The organism is Mesobacillus maritimus, assembly GCF_023715205.1.
Lineage (GTDB): Bacteria > Bacillota > Bacilli > Bacillales > Cytobacillaceae > Mesobacillus_B > Mesobacillus_B maritimus_C.
The window spans coordinates 123,213-141,915 of record NZ_JAMBNR010000009.1 but is presented as its reverse complement, the minus strand read 5'-3'; the positions used below and the strand labels follow the sequence as shown (position 1 = coordinate 141,915).

Below are 18,703 nucleotides of genomic sequence, written 5' to 3'. Positions count from 1 at the left end.
GAGTTAAAATTAAGGTAATTTCTGTCATTAAAGGGAGATGTTTTCATGAGCAAGCCTTTTCCAATTGAGTGGGTCCGTTCGAAGTTTCCTGCGCTCACACGGACATTAAATGACACTCGCTATGTGTATTTTGATGGCCCAGGCGGCACGCAAATGGTCGATAACGCGGCCAACGGAATGGTGAAATATATTTCTGGCGGGATGGCCAACCTCCATGGGCCGTTTGCGACCAGCATTGAAACGGACTTGTTGCTTGATCAAGCACGGGAAGCCGTAGCGGATTTACTAGGCTGCGAGGCCCGTGAAGTGGCGTTTGGTGCCAATATGACCTCACACGCGTTTGCCATCGCGCGGTCGCTTGCTGGTTGGATTGATGAGGGCGATGAAATCGTCGTGACACAATTGGATCACCGTGCGAACGTTGACCCGTGGCTGACACTCGCGCGCGATCGCGGTGCGGTGGTGAAGTTTATTGAACTGAACCCTGACACATACCGGTTAGACCTTGAGCAGCTTGATACAGTGATTACCGAGAAAACCAAAATTGTCGCAGCTGGGATGAGTTCGAATGTCACCGGAACCGTGACCGATGTTGCGCGTATTGCAGCCCGTGCTCATGAAGTTGGTGCGGTTATGGTCGTCGACGCCGTCCACGCGGTCCCGCATTTACCGATTGATTTTAAAAAAATCGGTTGTGACATTTTGCTGTGTTCCGCGTACAAATTCTTCGGACCACATGTTGGAATTGCTGTCATTCAAGCAGATTTGTTTGAAAAATTGCCAGTGTATAAGCTAGACCCAGCTCCTGCTGAGATTCCGTTTAAATTGGAGACCGGTACTCAGAATCATGAAGGCATTGCTGGAGTATGCGGCGCGATTCAGTTTATTGAGAGTTTAGGAGCAGGCGAGACGCGGCGTGAGCGAATTGTTTCCGGGATGACCATGATCGATGAATATGAAAAGAGATTAGGCAACGAACTGGAAGGATTTTTACGTGGATTGCCTGGAGTCCAGCTGTATCGTGCAGACAGCGGCCCGCGCACCCCAACCTTTGCTTTTACAATTGCTAATCTGAATTCACGCGACGTTTGCCGCTGGTTTGCCGAGCGTTATTCAATGGCCATCGCCGACGGAGACTTCTACGCCTCCACCATGGCGAAAAAACTTGGCCTTAGCCCTGACGGCTGGATCCGGATTGGGCTCGCTCCGTATAACACGCTGGAAGAGATTGAGTTGTTTAAACAAGGGATGCTAGAGTTGGTGGCTGAGAAGGTTGAAAAATAGAGTTTATGACATGACGTGCAGGAGGGCTTCTGCACGTTTTTTTGCTGGGGTCTATATGGTGTCTATTTTACTTGTATTCTCGCATTTAACTGCCTCACCCCGCTCCAAGTCCGCCAAATAAAAAAATCAGGCCCACCTTCGGACCTGACTTTTCATTACCGCTTCGAAAATCCTACCCACAATAGTTTGACCCAATCCATCACAGGTTCTTCTTTTAAAAGTTTTAGATCAAGTCGCAAAAAATCTAAGCGCGTGATGAACGGCTCATCAACTCGAGCGACTTGGTTCGGGTTTTCTAGAACCGTTTCACCTGGTTCAAGGCCTTCCTTGACTTCAACGCGACCACCGACGGCAAGTCCCATTTTGACTTGGCGGCGTTCAATTTTCCCAGTTCGTGTTAGCACGTACAAATAGCTTCCCTTTTCAATCTGCTTATCAGCGACTGTTACGGCGCCAATAGCTTCATCCAACACAATCGTGATGTCCACATGCGAACCGTGCACCAAGCCTGGGGAAGAATCATTTTCTGTGTCAGCTGCAGCCACTTCTGCGTTCACCGGCACTTCTGGATCTTCCAACAGTTCATCTGGTTCTGGATTAGTGTCGATTCCATCCGCACTTTCCGCTTCATTCTCTTGGTTTGCGGTTCCACTTGCTGATTCTGCTTCATTCTCTTGGTTTGCGGTTCCTCTTGCTAATCCCGCTTCATCTTCATTGTCCGCAGTTCCACCCGCTGGTTTCAAACGATTCTCAAGGTCCGTATTACCACCCGCGGATTCCACCCCATTTTTACCGTCCACACTTCCACCTGCTGGTTTCAAGTTACTCCCGGCTCCCGTTCCTTCACCTTCGACTCCATCCGCTGACCCTGCTGCACTCTCGTCTGCCTCCAGCACATCATCAGCAAGTCCTTCCTGCGACTCTTCCTCTTCTTCTTCCTCGGTGAGTTCAAGTTCAACTTCAAACGGAAACTCGCTTTCTTTTTTTACATCAGGCTCGTTCTCTGAATGACCGGCGATTTTCGTTAGTTTACCACCAACAACATCGGGCACCAAATCAGACGAAACGTAAACCTCCATCCCCTCTTTCACGTTCAACAAGTCTTCCTCCGCGAATGCGCCGCGCACTTTCGGGTGGTCGGAAATGATCGTCATAATCGGGTTTTTCAAATCATATTGAATCTGTTTCACTGTTCCATCGACATTGCTTGGGACAGCCACCTGACTGTCCACATCCAGCGAAGCAAGGCTCGACTCGTGCACATCGATTTCATCTTCTAACCTACGAATCTCTCGTTCTTTATCGTAGATTTCTTTTTCGATCGTGACTTCAACGATTGTCCCCGAGTTCACTCCCGTTGGAAATGACGATAGGCCGTCGCCACTCACTGGCACACTGTCTCTGTCCGCACTTGAGGCGGACACTGTTTGCAAATACTCAAGCTGTTGGATTTGATCTTCAATCAAGGCAACTTCGCGGTTTAATTGTTCAATTTCGGTTGTGAGCCGTTGCCGGTCCGCATCCACTTGCAACGACTTGTACTCAAAAAGCGTCGTTCCCGCGGTGACTTCTTCCCCTTGTTGAACGAGGAATTGCTCAAAGCCCCCTTCTTCTTGGTGAAAATAAATCGGATGTTCCTCGGCCGGGATAACGACTCCCTCCGTTTGGAGCGTTTTCGTTAACGTTTCCGTGCTAGCGGTAAACCAGTTCGTCACAAACGAAGTGCGCTCGACTTTGCTCTCTGTATGTAAAGTAAGGTAGACATTTCCAGCTACCAACAAAGCTCCTGCTAGAGTGAGCAAGGCCGTTCTTTTTTTCATCAACCTTCACCTGCCGATTTTTATATAACTTTTTCAAATTGAATGATCGAGAAAAACGCGGAAATTAGCCAGAATAATAGATTCAAGCCGAGCACCAAGCTAAGCACAACGATGCGTGATTTCCCTGTGAGCGAACGCACATATAAAAATTGCACGACCATCGCCCAAATTTTAAAAAGTGTGATGCCTGCAAAAAATTGGATGAGGAAAGAGTTTTCCGTTAAAGATTGCGAGATCGGTCCGAGCGATACCGGCGACGAGATCTCTGGCACTCCGAGCAACAAGCTAATCGGGATGAGCAACACTTTTTCAACTAACAAAACCGTTAATACGAGCATCTGCATCACGAGAAATTTTTTATATTCGGTATCGGTCATGCTCCAAAACCAAAACGCGGAGAAATATAAAATGATGGTTGCGTAAAATAAGCCGTAAACAGCTTGTCCCGTCACAAAGATCGCTTTTTGCAGCTGAAACTCTGTCGGGCTCAAAGATAAAAACTTTTTCGCTAAATACTCCGAACCGATGCCGAAATACCCGCTCACGCCGAACACCAACCCACTGATGAGGAGGAAAAATAGGGAGTGCTTCCACACCTTCCCCACACTCTCAGTTGTGCGCAATTCATACATAAAATCATTCGGTTGGCGCAATCCGCGCATCAGGCGAATTTGAAACATGGTTGTCTTCCCTCCAGTCTGAGGTGAATATGGATGATGCTATTATGATTATCTTTTATTTTTATAAAAATTGGAGGCACAATTTTAATTGAGTGTGTCCTTTTTTTAAAATCGTAGATAGGCCTTTTTTTTAGTGTAAATGAAGTTCACTCTTTTGGTGCTAAGGATTTTATCCACTTTATACTTTTTACAGGATTTAGCTATGAACCTATTCTAAAGTTCGTATAGAAAAGAGCATACAAACCAAGTACTAACGCAGAGAAAGGCTAAAATCAGCTTTAGGATTAACAACAATTTTTATGAAACAGCCTTATAAAAAAAGGGTCGCTCCGCTTTGTAAGTCCTTTTTATGTGAACTTTTATACAATAAGATATTCGGTTTCGCTCGTGAAAAATCCTTCATCCTTGGAAAAATCGCGTTGCTTGCATTTATGGGGTATAATAAAGAAATATGGATTTTTCGGATGAAGGAGGAATGAAGGTGGCAATGATCCCAGATGCGCAGGTGCCGAAGCTGAAGCAGGCGGCTGTCGAACTGAAAAAAATGCTCCGGCCGGAGTCGGAAGAAGATGCGCGGATCGTCCAAAAAGGGCTAATGCTCTACCGTCAGGGTCTTGTTCATCATGTCAAGTTCATCGGCGGAACGGTTTGGGCGACGGTTCAAGATGTCACGCCAGTTCGGGTGTATGTGAACTTGTCCGACCCGGAGGAGAGCACTTGTACATGCCCGGCCTATGGCTTCTGTCGGCATCGAATGGCCACATTCTTTCAAGCGTACGGGCAAGTAGATAGTGTTTCGGACTGGGTCGATGAATGGCGCAAGCCGGCAAAGGAAAGCCTTGAAGCGGAAAAATGGGGATTGAAAAAGGCCAAAGACTTGCTGAAAAATCGGCAAAGTGACACGCAGGATTATCGTGGGTGGGTCGAAGAATTCGAGAACAATTTTGAAGAAATTGTACTTGGGCAAGGCAACCCGACGCCGTATGTGATTGCCAACTTGTTTCAAGCCTACTTGCGGCAAATCCGAGCCTCGGCTCCGTTAAAACAAGAGTGGCGGTCGTTATATGAGTTGGTCGGGTATTTGTATGCTTTTAAGCAGCTGACGGCGTTAAGTGTGAAGCTGGAACATTCCGATCAAACGGTGGACCGTTATTATCGTTATTTGTTTGAGACAATTGAAGAGGACATCGACGATCTCATTGCGACCTTGTCGGTGCATTCGCTGCCGTTTGATTTCGATCCGTTTATTGAAGAATTGCGACGGGAAACGGCGGAGTTGGTGGAGCATGAGGACGGTTTTCATTATGAGCGGATGAATTTGTATCGCTTGATGTGGAGCCATTTGCTGAAAAGTCCGAGTTGGCGCGATGAGGAGCGGCACCGGCTTGAGGCATTTGGTGAGGGTCGGCGCACACAGGCTGAAGAAGTGGCGCTGGCGCATCAGTATTTCTTATCGCGGCGTGATAAAGATACCTTGGATCATTTGCGAAAGTTGGGTCTTCATACGTTGCCGTTTACGTTTTATTGGATCCAAGAATTAATCTCACAAGGTGATAATAATCGGGCTGGCGATTATATTGAGTACATGACGCAGCATATTCGCGCAGCGCTCGCGAAAATGGACCGTTATCATCAAGCGCGTGATTTTACTCGCTATGCGCTCAGAACAGCGGCACCGTATTTCCGTACAGGCGGTCGCGAGGATTTGTATGAAAAAATGTTAGCGCAGACGCTTCCTTATAGTTTTATTGAATATGAAGACTTTTTGTTTGCAAAAGAACAATACGCCAAGTGGGGCGAATTGTATACTTACGCGAATGAAGATTCTCTGTCGGTGCCTAACGACAAGATCAAGATTGTCCAAAAAGCAGACCCGGAAGTACTGCTGCCGATTCTTCATCAAACGGTAGACAGACTGATTGCTCAAAAGAATCGAGCGAGTTACAAACAAGCGGTCCGCTTGTTGAAGAAACTGCGGACGATTTATAAAAAATTGAAGCGCGTGCCGGAGTGGGAAACGTTTTTCGCCACTCTTCTTGACCGCAACAAACGCCTGCGCGCCTTCCACGCCGAATGCGAACGCGGCAAACTCATCGAACCCAAAGTAGTGGAAAATTAAGGGTGGTGCCAGGCACCATCCAAAATTTAGGTGGTTTCGGACTGGAAATTTGCTGGATGGTGCCTGGCACCTACCAAATCACTACCAATAAACTATTAAATTAACTACTAACTAACTACCGAATAACAGCCAATTAAAAACGCAGGATCAAAGAATTTACAAACAACAACGAATGACCAATTTCACCCCCATTTTATAGATAGAAAGGAGCGGTTTTAGATGCTGCAGATGAAGTTGATTTCGATTCATATCAAGCCTTTGGCGGATGGGAGGTTTTTTCTCTATGCGCAGGATCGGGACGGAAACGGGCTTGGGCTTTCGTCTTGGAAGCATCTGCTTTTTAACCGCCATAAAGAAAGTTATTACGGCACCATGCTCGAGGAAGACCAGCAGGACGGCTCTTTTGGCGTCGTCATCAGCAGCTGGCAGCTTGTCACACTGTTCGCGGAAGAAACGTTTAACATGATTGTCGACTGGGAATGGGATGAGCTTGCGGACCTTTGCTTGAGCTCTTCGCTTGCGATCCACGATGCAATTCTTGAGAAAGACTGGCATCCGGATTTCCGCTTGCTTGAGCAGGAAGGTGAACTCACTGGGAACGAGAGCAGTTCCACGACCGCTCCCCTTACTGAATCCCAAAACTTCCGCTGGGCTCTTCCTGAGCAAGTGAAAGACGAATTTGGCCCGGACTTTTGGACTGAAACGATTCACCAAGACGGTGAAGAATACCCGGTGCTCCCGTTTATCAGTGATTTGTTCCACCACGCGTTGGACGCTTATTTTGATGAAAATGAAACAATTAAATACTTGCTTGGTGAAAAACTTGAGTTGTTGCGTAATAATCAGTTGTCCGGTCGCGAACTGGCTGCTTATTTTGATGAACAACGCTGGTTGGAGTGGCTTGGAATCAAGGAAGACCCTGCACCGTTTACAATCGGGATTCGTTTGGAAGAACCAGAAGACGGCGAAGGCGATTGGGAACTGCGGTTGTTTTTACGTGGACATAACGGCATGGTGATCGATGCTCACAACTACGCCGAGCATCCTGCTGATTGGGAAGGATTCCATGATAAAGTCGATGCGGAGGAAGCACGACTTGCCAAGGTATTTCCATGGCTATCGGACGACGAGGGCCGCTTGAAAACAGACCTCTCCGAAGAAGAAGCATGGCAATTTTTAACCGAAACGAGCGAAACATTGGTTGCGCTTGGCATCGAAATCCTCCTTCCTTCTTGGTGGGAAGCAATTCGAACCTCTCAGCTGCGTGTAAAAGCAAAGCTGAAAAGCCAAGGCGGTTATCGCCGCTCTTTTGTTGGGCTCAATGCATTGCTTGACTATGATTGGCGCTTCTCGATGAATGGCGTTGACCTTACGGAAGATGAGTTTCAACGCTTGGTCAATGAAAAGCGTAGACTCGTGTATATCCGCGGACGCTGGGTGAAACTGGATCATGGCTTTATCCGCCAGATTCAAGATTTGATGAAAAAAGCCGACAAAGAAGGTCTCCATATTCGCGACCTTTTACAGCAAGAGTTGGTGGATGAAAATGAGGAACCGTCGGAAGAGCTTGAAGACCCACGTGCGTTTGCCAAAATTAAAATTGAATTGAACCGTCATTGGAAACAAATGATGAAGCAGCTCTCGGAAACAAAGTCGATTCCGGACCAACCGGTACCAGCTGGTTTAGCGGGCGAGCTTCGGCCTTACCAGAAACTCGGGATGAACTGGTTGTTATTTTTACGAAAATACGGATTTGGTGCCGTTCTGGCCGATGATATGGGGCTTGGAAAAACGATTCAGCTGATTTCGTATTTACTGGCGGTGAAAGACCAAGAACCGGATAGTGGTGCAGCGTTGATCATTTGTCCGACGTCTGTTCTTGGCAACTGGCAGAAAGAAATCGAGCGCTTTGCTCCGGGGACCGATGTGCTCCTACATTATGGTGCGAACCGTTTGAAAGGCGACGAACTGCTGGAGCGCACGAAGGAAGCTGATATTGTGCTGACATCTTACGGGCTAACGCATTTGGACTTTGAGGAGCTTGAGCCAATTGAGTGGAGTGCGGTCGCGATTGATGAAGCGCAGAATATTAAAAATGCCGATACAAAACAGTCGCGTGCTGTACGTAAGCTTAAAGGCTTGCACCATATCGCCCTTACGGGGACGCCGATGGAAAACCGCTTATCGGAATTATGGTCGATTTTTGATTTCACCAATCGCGGCTATCTTGGCAGCGCTGGTCAATTCCAAAAGCGATTCATTCTTCCGATTGAAAAGGATGGCGAGAAGGAGCCGATCCGTCAGCTGCAAGCATTGATTCGTCCGTTCTTGCTGCGCCGTACGAAGAAAGACGAAGATGTTGCGTTGAATCTTCCTGATAAAATTGAGCAGAAAGAATATTGCCCACTCACTGCCGAGCAAGCTTCGCTTTATGAGCAGTTGGTGAAGGATACGTTTGGCGAGATTGAAAAGCTGTCTGGCTTTGAGCGCAAAGGTTTAATTTTACAAATGCTTGGTCGGTTGAAGCAGCTGTGCAACCATCCGGCGCTGTATTTAAAAGAAGAGCAACCTACGCAGCTTGTGACGCGGTCAGCGAAAATGGAGAAGCTGATGGAATTGGTTGGTTCTGTGCGCGAGCAGGAAGAAAGCTGTTTGATTTTCACGCAATACATTGGCATGGGCGAAATGATTCGGAAAGTGCTGCAGAAAGAGTTTGGCGTTGACGTGCCGTTTTTACACGGTAGTTTGCCGAAGACAAAACGCGATCAGATGATTGAACAATTCCAGAATCGCGAATTTCCGTTCTTCTTGCTGTCATTGAAAGCAGGCGGAACTGGGTTGAACTTGACGGCTGCGAACCACGTGATTCACTATGATCGCTGGTGGAACCCGGCGGTTGAGAACCAAGCGACCGACCGCGCCTACCGCATCGGGCAAAGCCGCTTCGTTCATGTGCACAAACTCATTGCCACCGGCACACTTGAAGAGAAAATTGACGCGATGCTTGAGAAAAAACAAAGCCTCAACGACCAAATCATCCAAAGCGACACCTGGATGACCGAACTCACCACTGACGAACTTCAGGAACTGGTGAAGTTGGGGTAAATAGATGGTGGTTGGAAATAAAATGGATGGTGCCTGGCACCATCCATTTTTTGTCATTTATGAACCCTTTTTATCCTGCCCATATTGTTTCAATCAACAAATAAAGACCGGTGAACAGCAACAAAAGGTAAGTTAGTTTTTGAAAACCGTTTTGATTGATTCTTTTGAATAACCATTGACCGCAAACTAAACCAATCAGAACTAAGGGCAGCCCCACAGCGCTGGAAATCCAAATCTTTTGGCTTGTCCCGGCAAACATGATTTGCAACACTAAGCTAATCAAATAGATAAACAGATAGAAAGCTAGTGTTGTGCCTCTTACTTTCTCTTTTTCAGTGACTGTTCCGGAAAAATAGAGCAAGAGCGGTGGTCCCGGCATCCCAATGCTTGTGGTCAGTATACCCGAAAGCCCTCCAACCACTAAGTCCCGAGTTTTCGTTTGGTTCATTTTGAACTGAAAGATTAAAAGCAGCGTTAATAATAAGATGACGACGCTAATGCCCATTTTTAACTTTGGGATCTCAATGAACAACAAAAAGGCGAGACCAATTGGAAGCCCCACTATGCTCCCAATCACAAATTTTTTCAGCATCCCCACATCAATGTCTTTTTTTATTTTTGACATTAAAACACTTGAAATTACTAGGGATAGGATTAAGTTGATTTGAATCGCTTCAATGGGCTCGAAAATCAATAACAAAAACGGCGTAGCCAGGATGGAAAAACCAAATCCCGTACTCGTCTGCAGAACCGAAGCCATTAGTAGAATCATAGCAAACAAAAGAAATGTACCCATAATCCCCTCATTTCCAGAAAACTGGATGGTGCCTGGCACCTCCCATTATCTTCCTCTTAGTCGGTAAAGGTCCATTGTTTTATAGCCTTCTTTTAGAACCATTTCCATGTCTTTGAGGCGTTTTTCCTGGGTTTCTTTTCGCTTGGCGCTATAAACATAACGCGCCCAGTCCTTTTGATAGCCTGGCGTTAATTCACTATAAAGGTTTAAAACCTCTTCGTTTTCCTTCCAATGCTCTTTCAGGTCATCCACTTTTTCAATATAATCATCGACACATTGACTTGCCTTCGTTGATGGCTTTTTCGCTTTTTTAGCCGGAGTTTGTTTCATCCCCACAACGGTAAACACTTCATTGAAGCTGGCCATTTTCGAAAACTTCAACAAACTGTTATGAACAAAGCCTTCCTCGTTATAATGATCTGCACTGTAAATCGCATCTCGCTCTATGTATTGATTGTACTTTTTATTGTTCTTTTTCGGATATGCAAAATATAAATACCCATTATCGTTGAGCAAGTCCTTGTTCACGACATCTTGCAAATATTGTTTAAAGTCACCGAGGGTATAAATAAACACAAACATTAAATCATATTTTTCCTTTTTGATCGAAGTGTCAAATTCCACTTCTTCAAAGTCCTTTACATCCTCTGGGATGTTCAAAATCACCTTGGTCGGAAACTTCTTAAAGCTTAATTTCTCCACCACTGTTTTCGTCGAATTATTCTTCACAGCAACCACTCCCTTTTAGCTGGAAAAGAATTGGATGGTGCCAGGCACCATCCAACTAATTTCCATATTACATTCCTAACTTTTAAACAAATCGGTATTCGCGTAAAGCGCTGGTGATCCACCAGAGTGGACGAAGAGGATATGGTCGTCTTTTTTGAAGATGCCTTTGCGGATGAGATCGATCAAACCGGCAACGGCCTTCCCCGTGTAAACTGGATCCAACAGAATTCCTTCTGTTTTCGCGACAAGCTGGACCGCTTCAACCATTTCAGGTGTTGGCAGCGCGTAACCTGGTCCCACATACTCCTCGAAACAAGTAATCGCCTCACGTGGAATTTCATACGGCATGCCAACATGGGCAGCCGTTTCTTTGACGAGCTTGTACACTTTTTCTTCCTGTTCAGGCTTGCCTCGACTCACGTTGATGCCAATAACCGGAATATTGCTTTGCAGTCCCTGAAACCCAGTCACCAAGCCGGCATGCATGCCCCCGCTTCCACTCACACAAACAACCGTACTCAAATTGATGTTTTGGTCAAACGTCTGAGCAAGAATTTCTTGAGCACAGGCAGCATATCCTTTCGCCCCAATAAAATTACTCCCACCAACAGGGATGATGTATGGGTTGCGCCCTTCGTCTTTCACTTTCTCTCCGAGCTTTTGCATTTCTTTGTTTAAATCCGTCCCATGAGGTACGATTTTGATGTTCTCCGCTCCAAGTAGATGATAAAGAAAATAATTGCCGTTAAACTCCGGATCCATATTTGGTGTGACGCCCTCTTCAAGGACAAGAATGCATTTCATATCTTCCTTCACAGCCGCAGAAAGCGTTAAGCGGCAATGATTTGATTGAATGGCACCACTTGTAATAATCGTATCCGCCCCTTTTTGAAGCGCATCCGCGATTAGAAACTCCAACTTTCTCGTCTTATTCCCCCCAGCGGTCAGTCCCAATAGGTCATCACGCTTAAAATAAATCGATGGCCCACCGAGAGCCTTGGAGAAATGAGGCAAATGTTCAAGCGGCGTAAACTCTGGTGTGTAACGCCGCCGTGGAAACTGCGCTAAATTCATACTACATCCCCTTTGTCGTTATTGCTATTTCTCTTTCAACAGAACCTTATAACCAATCATAATAGTCCAAAATCATATACCCACTAGTATCAAAAACAACTAGCTAAATCCCAATTCTCTGGAAGGTGCCAGGCACCATCCAGTTCTTTTCCAATTTTAACTCTCCGCCTCGTTCTGCTTCCGTAGATACTCTTCAATAATCGCTTTATGACTTTTTATCATTTTTGTAGGGAGGTTCTCTGGGTCGACAAACGCAATCGAGACAGATTCATTTTTATCCACTGTGATTTCACCTTCAAATTGATCTGTCGAATAAGCGATGGTCACGATATAAAACTCATCCCCGTTTTCAGCAACCGAAAAATGGTTCTTCCCTGAATATACATTGATCAGCTTAAGGTCCTTAACTGTAAGCCCTGTTTCTTCAAACACTTCACGCCGAGCAACATCTTCCGTCGATTCCCCAAGTTCCATCAAACCACCAGGCAATCCCCACGTGTTTTTTGGAAACTTTCTCTCTTCTAGCAAAATCCGTCCGAACTCGTCCACAATCACCGCCACTGCACCGACCAGAATTAACGGGCGGTGCCCAACAATTTTCCGTAAATCTTCGATATAACCCACTTAACACCCAACCTTTACTGTTTAGCCTTCTCCTTTATTATATGGAACGAGCTCTTACTTTGACTTGGACAAATGGATAATATTGTTAGGTGCCAGGCACCATCCAGTAAATTCCCAATTCGAAGTTAAAACGCTGAACTATACTCCCCGTTGGCCCAGCTTTTCAAACATCATACGTTATAAAGACTCCAGCCATTAACAAAATACTGAATGGTTTCTAGTTCTCCTTCGTTTAACTCCCTGCCCAGGCGACTCTCGTATTCCTGCTTTACTTTTCCCTCATCGCCCTCAAACTGCTCCGTAAGGTCCCCTATTTCCCTAAAGACGGCCATCTCCTGTTCAAATTCATCTCTAGAGATCACTCCTGAGTGTGAAAGAATATAAGTGTCCGCATCAAACTTCATCAACTGTTCCACCAGCGCCCGCGTCTTCTCCACAGTATAATTCCATTTCGGCGCATACATATTGCAATAAATGCTGTCTCCGAGGAACAGAATTTTTTCTTCTTTGATAAAAACAACGACTGAATCTCCTGCGTGATCTCCACCGACATGTTGCAAAATACAGGTCACGCCGCCAAGGTCAATCTCCATCTTCGTATCAAAAGTTATCATCGGCAACACAATCTTGATGTCTCTTTCATCCGGAAATTCTTTTTTAATCGCTGTAGCGCAAAACTCAATCTCCGTCCCCGCCTCGACTCGTTCATCAATGGCCTCATTTGACCATGAAAGCGGAATGAGTTTTGCCATTTCTTGTTTTGTTTTCGTGTGAGCGATTGATGGGATGTTGTTTACAACTGGCAGCCCAAATATATGGTCCCAATGCGCATGTGTTAACGCCACAACATCTGGCCTCGGCACCCCCTGGCTTTTCATCTCATCTAAAAATAATTGCGCATGTTTCTCTGAATTTCCTGCATCGATCATGAGTGTGCGCTCATTCCCCACCACCATTCCCAGTACAGGCCGGTCAGTCTCAGCTACTTGCGTTTGGTACCAAAATCGCTCTCCGATTCTCTTGATTTGTTGCATCTTATTCTTCCCCTTCCATATTTGAAGTGAACGGGATCCTCACCCCTCTCACGTAAGACATCAAAATAAATTCCACCAGGCCACATACTTAGAAGTTATCGCTTCCTTTTCCTAATGGTTGATTCTGAGATTCTCCTATTCGAACTTTAAATACCTTATGTAATCGTGATAATACAAACCTTCCAGCGTTCAGTGAAATATCGTTTAATAAAAAAAACATACCCCCTACCATTCTCCACGCTTTCCTGGTCACTGTCCAACCATAAGAATAAAACTGGAAAATAAAAGGAAGGTGCCAGGCACCATCCAGAAACTGGATGGCGCCTGGCTAACCATTTATTTTAGTTTTGCTAAAATGCTACGTCGGTATTTCTTAAATAAGATATACACAATGAAATAGAGAAAAAGCGAGGTAATGAGGACATTGGTCAAGGCCCCCACTAGAAATTGTAAACTCCCCGATTGGAGGCTACTTAAGGTGTCGCTTACTACTTCTGTGTATTCCATACTCTCCAATTCATCAACAATACTGGTTTGACCATTAAAAAAACTTCCCACTTTGAAATTCTGCAGAAAAAGTAACGGCCACAAAGGAGTCCCAATTAACCCACCGATCACAGCAGCAATGATATTTGCATTCGTTAGCTTGGCTAACCCTGCCGATACCGCCAGTCCTAACCCGAACGTTGGAAACCAATTTGGCACAAATCCTAAAGTTAATCCCATCGCAACTTGATGAGGACTTGCATTCAAACGAAACAACCGCAGGAGATAATACTTCATCGGACGCTTTAATTTCATTCTGCTACTCCTAACACCTGGAAATTTTCAAGAGTTGACTATTCCCATTTTAGACCAAACTCGACTTTTTAATAAAAAAAGGCAAAAAATAGGCCTAATGTTGCAATCAAATTAGCCTCGAAAAAAACCTTTTCTAGCGTCTCTCTCCTGCAGTTTCTCGTTCTTTCGTATAACTCCTAATATTAAACCCAAATATTGGAAGGTGCCAGGCACCATCCAGACAATTTCCATTTCAGTCCCTACACGGGATCCGGATCAGGTTCATCATCCCGCTTGATGACTCTAGACCGCTTTTTCGCTGACTCTTTCGCTCGAACTTTTGCAGGTATTTCTTTCTGAAAGTCTTTTAACACCGAGAACGCCATCCCGAACAAGACGAATGTCAACGGAAACGCGCTGACGATAATCGCAGTTTGCATCGCATCAAGTCCACCTGAGAGCATCAAGACAATGGCTGAAGCTGATAAAAATAGTCCCCAGATGACTTTCACAAAGTTCGGCGGGTCAGCATCTCCGCGCGTCGTCTGAATTCCGAGCACGAATGTAGCTGAGTCTGCAGAGGTAATGAAAAAGGTGGAAATCAACACCAACGTGACGACAATCAATACCCCTGATAACGGCAGCAGATTAAAGACGGCAAACAACGCGGTCTCAAGATTTTCCCCGGCGATATTCGCTCCTTCAAAAAAGTCAAAATATATGGCGGTTCCACCAAACACGCTAAACCAGAACGCACAAACCAAGGTTGGAATCACCAGAACGGCAATCATAAATTCTCTTACTGTTCGTCCTTTAGACACCCGAGCAATAAACGTTCCAACGAACGGCGCCCAGGCAATCCACCATGCCCAGTAGAAAATCGTCCAATCTTGAATCCACGTCGCTCGTTCCTGATTAAACGGCGACAAACGCAATCCCATGCTCGGCAGATTTTGTACATAACTACCCAGGGTTGTCACAAACAAATCAAGCACAAATCCAGTCGGCGACAAAATGAGGAACGTAAAAAGTAAAATTACCGCTAAAATTAGATTTGCATTGCTCAAATACTTAATACCTTTATTCAAGCCAGTTGTCGCCGATAACATAAATAGAACGGTAACAATCGCAATAATAATAAGCTGAACGGGAAAACTGTTTGGCACTCCCGCGACATAATTTAAGCCGCCGTTGATTTGCGCAGCACCTAAACCTAGAGACGCTGCCACCCCAAATATTGTCGCGAATACAGCAACCACATCAATGGTCGTTCCAAGCGGCCCATTTGCTCGCTTGCCTAACAACGGTGTCAAGGTCGCACTCATTAACCCTGGCTTGTCTTTACGAAACTTGTAATAGGCCAGGACAAGCGCAATGACCGAGTAGATGGCCCAAGCATGGAAGCCCCAGTGTAAATAAGTGTATCTCAAGGCAACAATCGCTGCTTCCGATGTCCCACCTTCTCCAACCGGCGGGAGAGCAAAGTGAGAAATCGGTTCGGAAACTCCGTAAAAGAGAAGCCCAATCCCCATCCCGGCACTAAATAACATCGCAAACCAAGTGGGGCGTTTAAACTGTGGTTTATCTTCGTCCTTTCCTAATTTAATTTTGCCGTATTTGCTAAAAATTAAGAATAACGAAAAGACCAAGAAAAACGTTGCGGACAATTGATAAAACCAGCCAAACGTTTCTAAAAAGAACGCCTTCGCAACCCCCATCATTTCCCCTAATTGCACCGGGGCAACGACACCCCAAATCACAAACGCACTTGCAATCACAAGTGAAATCCAAAACACATTGGTTACCTTGCTCATATATGACAACTCCCTACAGTAAATTTCAAAAGCCTATCAAATTTATCTTGGTATTAGATTCCCCAACAAACCCCCACTCATTAGCTCACACAATCATTACCAATAAAAAGGATGGTGCCAGGCACCTCCCAATTTTCTGGGAGGTGCCTGGCACCATCCAAATCTTTTCCATCTCATCATCTGAGCCATTCTTTATACTTAGGGCTCAATTCACTCCAGACATCAAACAGATTTCCATCAGGATCGGAGAATACAAAGTTTCGCCCAGGGTGACCTCTGTCTTCAATCTTCCCCACTTGGACCCCTAGGCCTGTTAACTCCTCATGCAAGGCGGTTAAGGCACTTTCTCCATCCACTTCAAAAGTAAGCATAAAACGCTTGTCCCCTTGGGCATCCATAAATTGAGCCTGTTCCCCGGATCTCGCTTTTACTAGAAAAAAACTTTGATTTGCCAGATCCAATATGGCTTTCTCTTGGTCTTTGTAATTCACTTTTGCCCCTAGCTTTGACACATACCACTCAGCTGAAAGCTCCAAATCTTGGACCGGCAAGTACGTCGTTCCTACTCTTATCAATTTTTCACTCACTCCCAAAACCTCCTCCTATCCTCTCTCCTTCTATTCTCTCAATGCAGCGTCTATTCCTCTCCTCATGGAAGAAAAATGGATGGTGCCAGGCACCATCCATTTTTCTTCCAGCTCCTGCCCCAGCCCTACCACAAAACCAAACAAAACCAAACAAAAACACCGGCTAAAGCCTTAGCCGGCACAAAATGGGGGGGATATTGGAGATAGGTTTTTGATTTTCTCTCTTTGGGATCTTTTACTCTATCTTGAAAAGCCATTTGGGGGAGTAGTCTTACACTCTTTTTACCTTTTTCCTATTCGGCTCGGCAACAAAGCGATAAACTCTTTGCTCTTGTTGCTCTTTTGCCGCTCTTTCCAGCTGGTGGACTCTTTTCTGCAGACCGTCGATTTTCTCATTGGTCCGCCCCACCATTAGAATCAAACTTTCAAGAAGCTTTTCCAACCCTTCCATTTCATCGGGGGACCGGTTCAACTGGAAACTCCTCCTCTGAACTGCGAACCACTTTCGGTTCAACCGGTTCCTGCTCCAAACTTTTCCGGTCAGGAACAGAGGAACTTTGCGGAACTTGTTGTTCTCTTGGTTTTTTACTTAGGAATTGAACATGCTCGGCGACGACTTCGGTCACATACACCCGCTTTCCTTCTTGATTTTCATAATGGCGAGTTTGGATCCGACCCGTCACCCCAAGGACGGAGCCTTTTTGGCAATAGAGGACTGTGTTTTCTGCGGTTTTTCTCCAGAGGATACATTGCACAAAGTCAGCTTCAATCTCACCGTTTGCATTGCGATATTGTCGTGTTACAGCTAAAGTAATCGGCGTATACGCTCGGCCATCACTGGTATGTCGCAGTTCTGGGTCACGTGTAAGCCGCCCGACAAGAATCACTTGGTTGATCATTTTTCATCTCCTTTCCTGTGGATGGCTTTATTTTACGACCCTTTCCTTTTCGCGTAAAATGGTCAAATCACGCGAAATTACGACAAATTTCCCCACACCCATTTCCAATTTCTTCGCAAAATTTGATTTTAAACTTCATAAAATTTCCACTCCACATTTTTCATCAAAAAATGAACTTTTTTTCGACATATGTGAATTCGCTTTCCAATTTCTCCATATGTTATAATTTCCAATAGAAACGAGTGTTGATAAGAAGGAGGGCGCAAATGAAATCATTCAGGCTGATCTCCATGCAAATTGCCGACGAAAACAATTTAACCGATATTGACTTTCAAGAAGGCTTAATCATCAACAAAGAAGACGAAAGCGGAACTTGGCTGATGGAAGTGTTTGTTGAGGAAAAATATGTGAAACATTTCGAACAAGCCTGCAGCGATCATACCGACGTCATTGTCCAAGTCGTTATCACCAAAAAAGAAAATGACCCAGCTGCATTTAGGTCCCAGGTTTGCAAAGTGAAACGCATCAATGGTTACGCAAGCATTCTTTTAAAAGGACATCTCACCAAAATCCAAAACGATTATCCCGCGTTGTTGCTAGAGCACCTTCTCGAACAAGGACTTGCCGGCGACGAATTACTAAAAGAATTTAAAGAAAAAATCACCGCAAGACCACGCATCTTGCTTCCAAAAAAAGTATAAAAAAGGGCAAGGAAAATTCCCTGCCCTTCATGCCTCTTTTCACTAATCCCTTATTAACGGTCGCGACGATCGCGATCATTTGCATCCATTCGGTCTTCAATAACATCTTCTCCAGGTGTGTTACGATCTCTCATCGTATCTAAGTCATTATCACGGTTCATGTCATTGTTGTCATTAAATAACTCATTGTCACGGTTGTTGTTATTATCAAACAAATCATTATCTCGATTACGGTTGTTGTTGAAAATACGGTTATCACGGTCGTTACGATTTAAATCATTGATTTCTGTCGTTCCACCGTCATTTGTACCATTTCCATCTGCCGGAGGAGCTGGATCATTGTCGTTTGTTCCACAACCTGTTAGTAACATTGCTGCAAGGGCTGAACCCCCGATAATTTTATAAAGTTTGTTATTCATGCGTAAGAACCCCTTTCAATTGAAGTTTGTAACAAAAGGTGACCAGCAAGGGCCTGCTGTTATATTGCCCGATAACGAAAAAGAACTTACAGGAAAAATTTAAAAACACCTTTACGGTATTTCTAATGTCTAGAATCGTAAAAACTAGGCAGGTACCTTTTCGATTTGTACTTACTACAATTCGCAAATTTTCAACCGCCAACATAAAAAAAGCACAAAGGAAACATCTCCCTTGTGC

General features: G+C 45.1%; 16 protein-coding genes and 1 pseudogene. 4 read left to right on the top strand and 13 right to left on the bottom strand.

Translation table 11 applies throughout. The annotated features are described in order from the left end of the window. The first annotated feature begins 45 nt into the window (after positions 1-45). On the top strand, positions 46-1,284 hold the full coding sequence (locus tag M3182_RS14410; protein WP_251558620.1) for a cysteine desulfurase-like protein: 1,239 nt from the start codon (positions 46-48) through the stop codon (positions 1,282-1,284). A 155-nt stretch (positions 1,285-1,439) separates the two neighbouring features. On the opposite strand, the gene M3182_RS14405 is transcribed toward M3182_RS14410, so the two are convergent. After that, positions 1,440-3,104, bottom strand: coding sequence for a permuted SH3 domain-containing protein (locus M3182_RS14405; protein ID WP_251558618.1), 1,665 nt, complete (start codon positions 3,102-3,104; stop codon positions 1,440-1,442). Between the two features lie 20 nt (positions 3,105-3,124). Next, positions 3,125-3,784, bottom strand: a complete 660-nt coding sequence (locus tag M3182_RS14400; protein ID WP_251558616.1) for a hypothetical protein — start codon at positions 3,782-3,784, stop codon at positions 3,125-3,127. A gap of 487 nt (positions 3,785-4,271) precedes the next feature. Here M3182_RS14400 and M3182_RS14395 point away from each other — a divergent pair, with 487 nt between their 5' ends. Continuing rightward, positions 4,272-5,903 carry an SWIM zinc finger family protein gene (locus M3182_RS14395; protein ID WP_251428457.1) on the top strand — a complete coding sequence of 544 codons (1,632 nt, stop codon included), beginning with the start codon at positions 4,272-4,274 and terminating at the stop codon, positions 5,901-5,903. A 219-nt stretch (positions 5,904-6,122) separates the two neighbouring features. Then, positions 6,123-9,008: a DEAD/DEAH box helicase gene (locus tag M3182_RS14390; RefSeq protein WP_251558614.1), complete on the top strand. Its 2,886-nt coding sequence runs from the start codon at positions 6,123-6,125 to the stop codon at positions 9,006-9,008. Positions 9,009-9,078: 70 nt separating this feature from the next. On the opposite strand, the gene M3182_RS14385 is transcribed toward M3182_RS14390, so the two are convergent. The 10 genes and pseudogenes from M3182_RS14385 to ssb all read right to left on the bottom strand — a co-directional run. Beyond that, the gene (locus M3182_RS14385) at positions 9,079-9,804 is read right to left on the bottom strand and encodes a sulfite exporter TauE/SafE family protein (protein WP_251427750.1); all 726 of its coding nucleotides are present in this window, start codon (positions 9,802-9,804) and stop codon (positions 9,079-9,081) included. Between the two features lie 45 nt (positions 9,805-9,849). Further along, entirely contained in the window at positions 9,850-10,533 is a 684-nt protein-coding gene (locus M3182_RS14380; protein ID WP_251558613.1) for a YdeI/OmpD-associated family protein, read from the bottom strand. 75 nt (positions 10,534-10,608) lie between these two features. Beyond that, positions 10,609-11,607: a D-cysteate sulfo-lyase gene (cuyA, locus tag M3182_RS14375; protein ID WP_251558611.1), complete on the bottom strand. Its 999-nt coding sequence runs from the start codon at positions 11,605-11,607 to the stop codon at positions 10,609-10,611. A 156-nt stretch (positions 11,608-11,763) separates the two neighbouring features. Continuing rightward, positions 11,764-12,231: an NUDIX hydrolase gene (locus tag M3182_RS14370; RefSeq protein ID WP_251558609.1), complete on the bottom strand. Its 468-nt coding sequence runs from the start codon at positions 12,229-12,231 to the stop codon at positions 11,764-11,766. A gap of 170 nt (positions 12,232-12,401) precedes the next feature. Next, on the bottom strand, positions 12,402-13,265 hold the full coding sequence (locus tag M3182_RS14365; RefSeq protein ID WP_251558607.1) for an MBL fold metallo-hydrolase: 864 nt from the start codon (positions 13,263-13,265) through the stop codon (positions 12,402-12,404). A 336-nt stretch (positions 13,266-13,601) separates the two neighbouring features. Continuing rightward, positions 13,602-14,066, bottom strand: coding sequence for a DUF2062 domain-containing protein (locus M3182_RS14360; protein ID WP_251427766.1), 465 nt, complete (start codon positions 14,064-14,066; stop codon positions 13,602-13,604). 239 nt (positions 14,067-14,305) lie between these two features. Next, the gene (locus tag M3182_RS14355) at positions 14,306-15,859 is read right to left on the bottom strand and encodes a glycine betaine uptake BCCT transporter (protein ID WP_251558605.1); all 1,554 of its coding nucleotides are present in this window, start codon (positions 15,857-15,859) and stop codon (positions 14,306-14,308) included. Between the two features lie 176 nt (positions 15,860-16,035). Continuing rightward, positions 16,036-16,446 (bottom strand): VOC family protein, encoded by a 411-nt coding sequence (locus M3182_RS14350; protein ID WP_251558603.1) that lies wholly within the window; start codon positions 16,444-16,446, stop codon positions 16,036-16,038. Positions 16,447-16,717: 271 nt separating this feature from the next. Continuing rightward, positions 16,718-16,918: a hypothetical protein gene (locus tag M3182_RS14345; protein ID WP_251558601.1), complete on the bottom strand. Its 201-nt coding sequence runs from the start codon at positions 16,916-16,918 to the stop codon at positions 16,718-16,720. A 97-nt stretch (positions 16,919-17,015) separates the two neighbouring features. Then, positions 17,016-17,345: pseudogene (gene ssb / locus M3182_RS14340) on the bottom strand (single-stranded DNA-binding protein); the annotation flags it as partial. Between the two features lie 266 nt (positions 17,346-17,611). Here ssb and M3182_RS14335 point away from each other — a divergent pair. Next, positions 17,612-18,046, top strand: a complete 435-nt coding sequence (locus M3182_RS14335; protein WP_251427782.1) for a YwpF-like family protein — start codon at positions 17,612-17,614, stop codon at positions 18,044-18,046. A gap of 53 nt (positions 18,047-18,099) precedes the next feature. Here M3182_RS14335 and M3182_RS14330 read toward each other — a convergent pair whose 3' ends face one another. Continuing rightward, on the bottom strand, positions 18,100-18,465 hold the full coding sequence (locus tag M3182_RS14330; RefSeq protein WP_251427785.1) for a hypothetical protein: 366 nt from the start codon (positions 18,463-18,465) through the stop codon (positions 18,100-18,102). Positions 18,466-18,703: the final 238 nt, after the last annotated feature.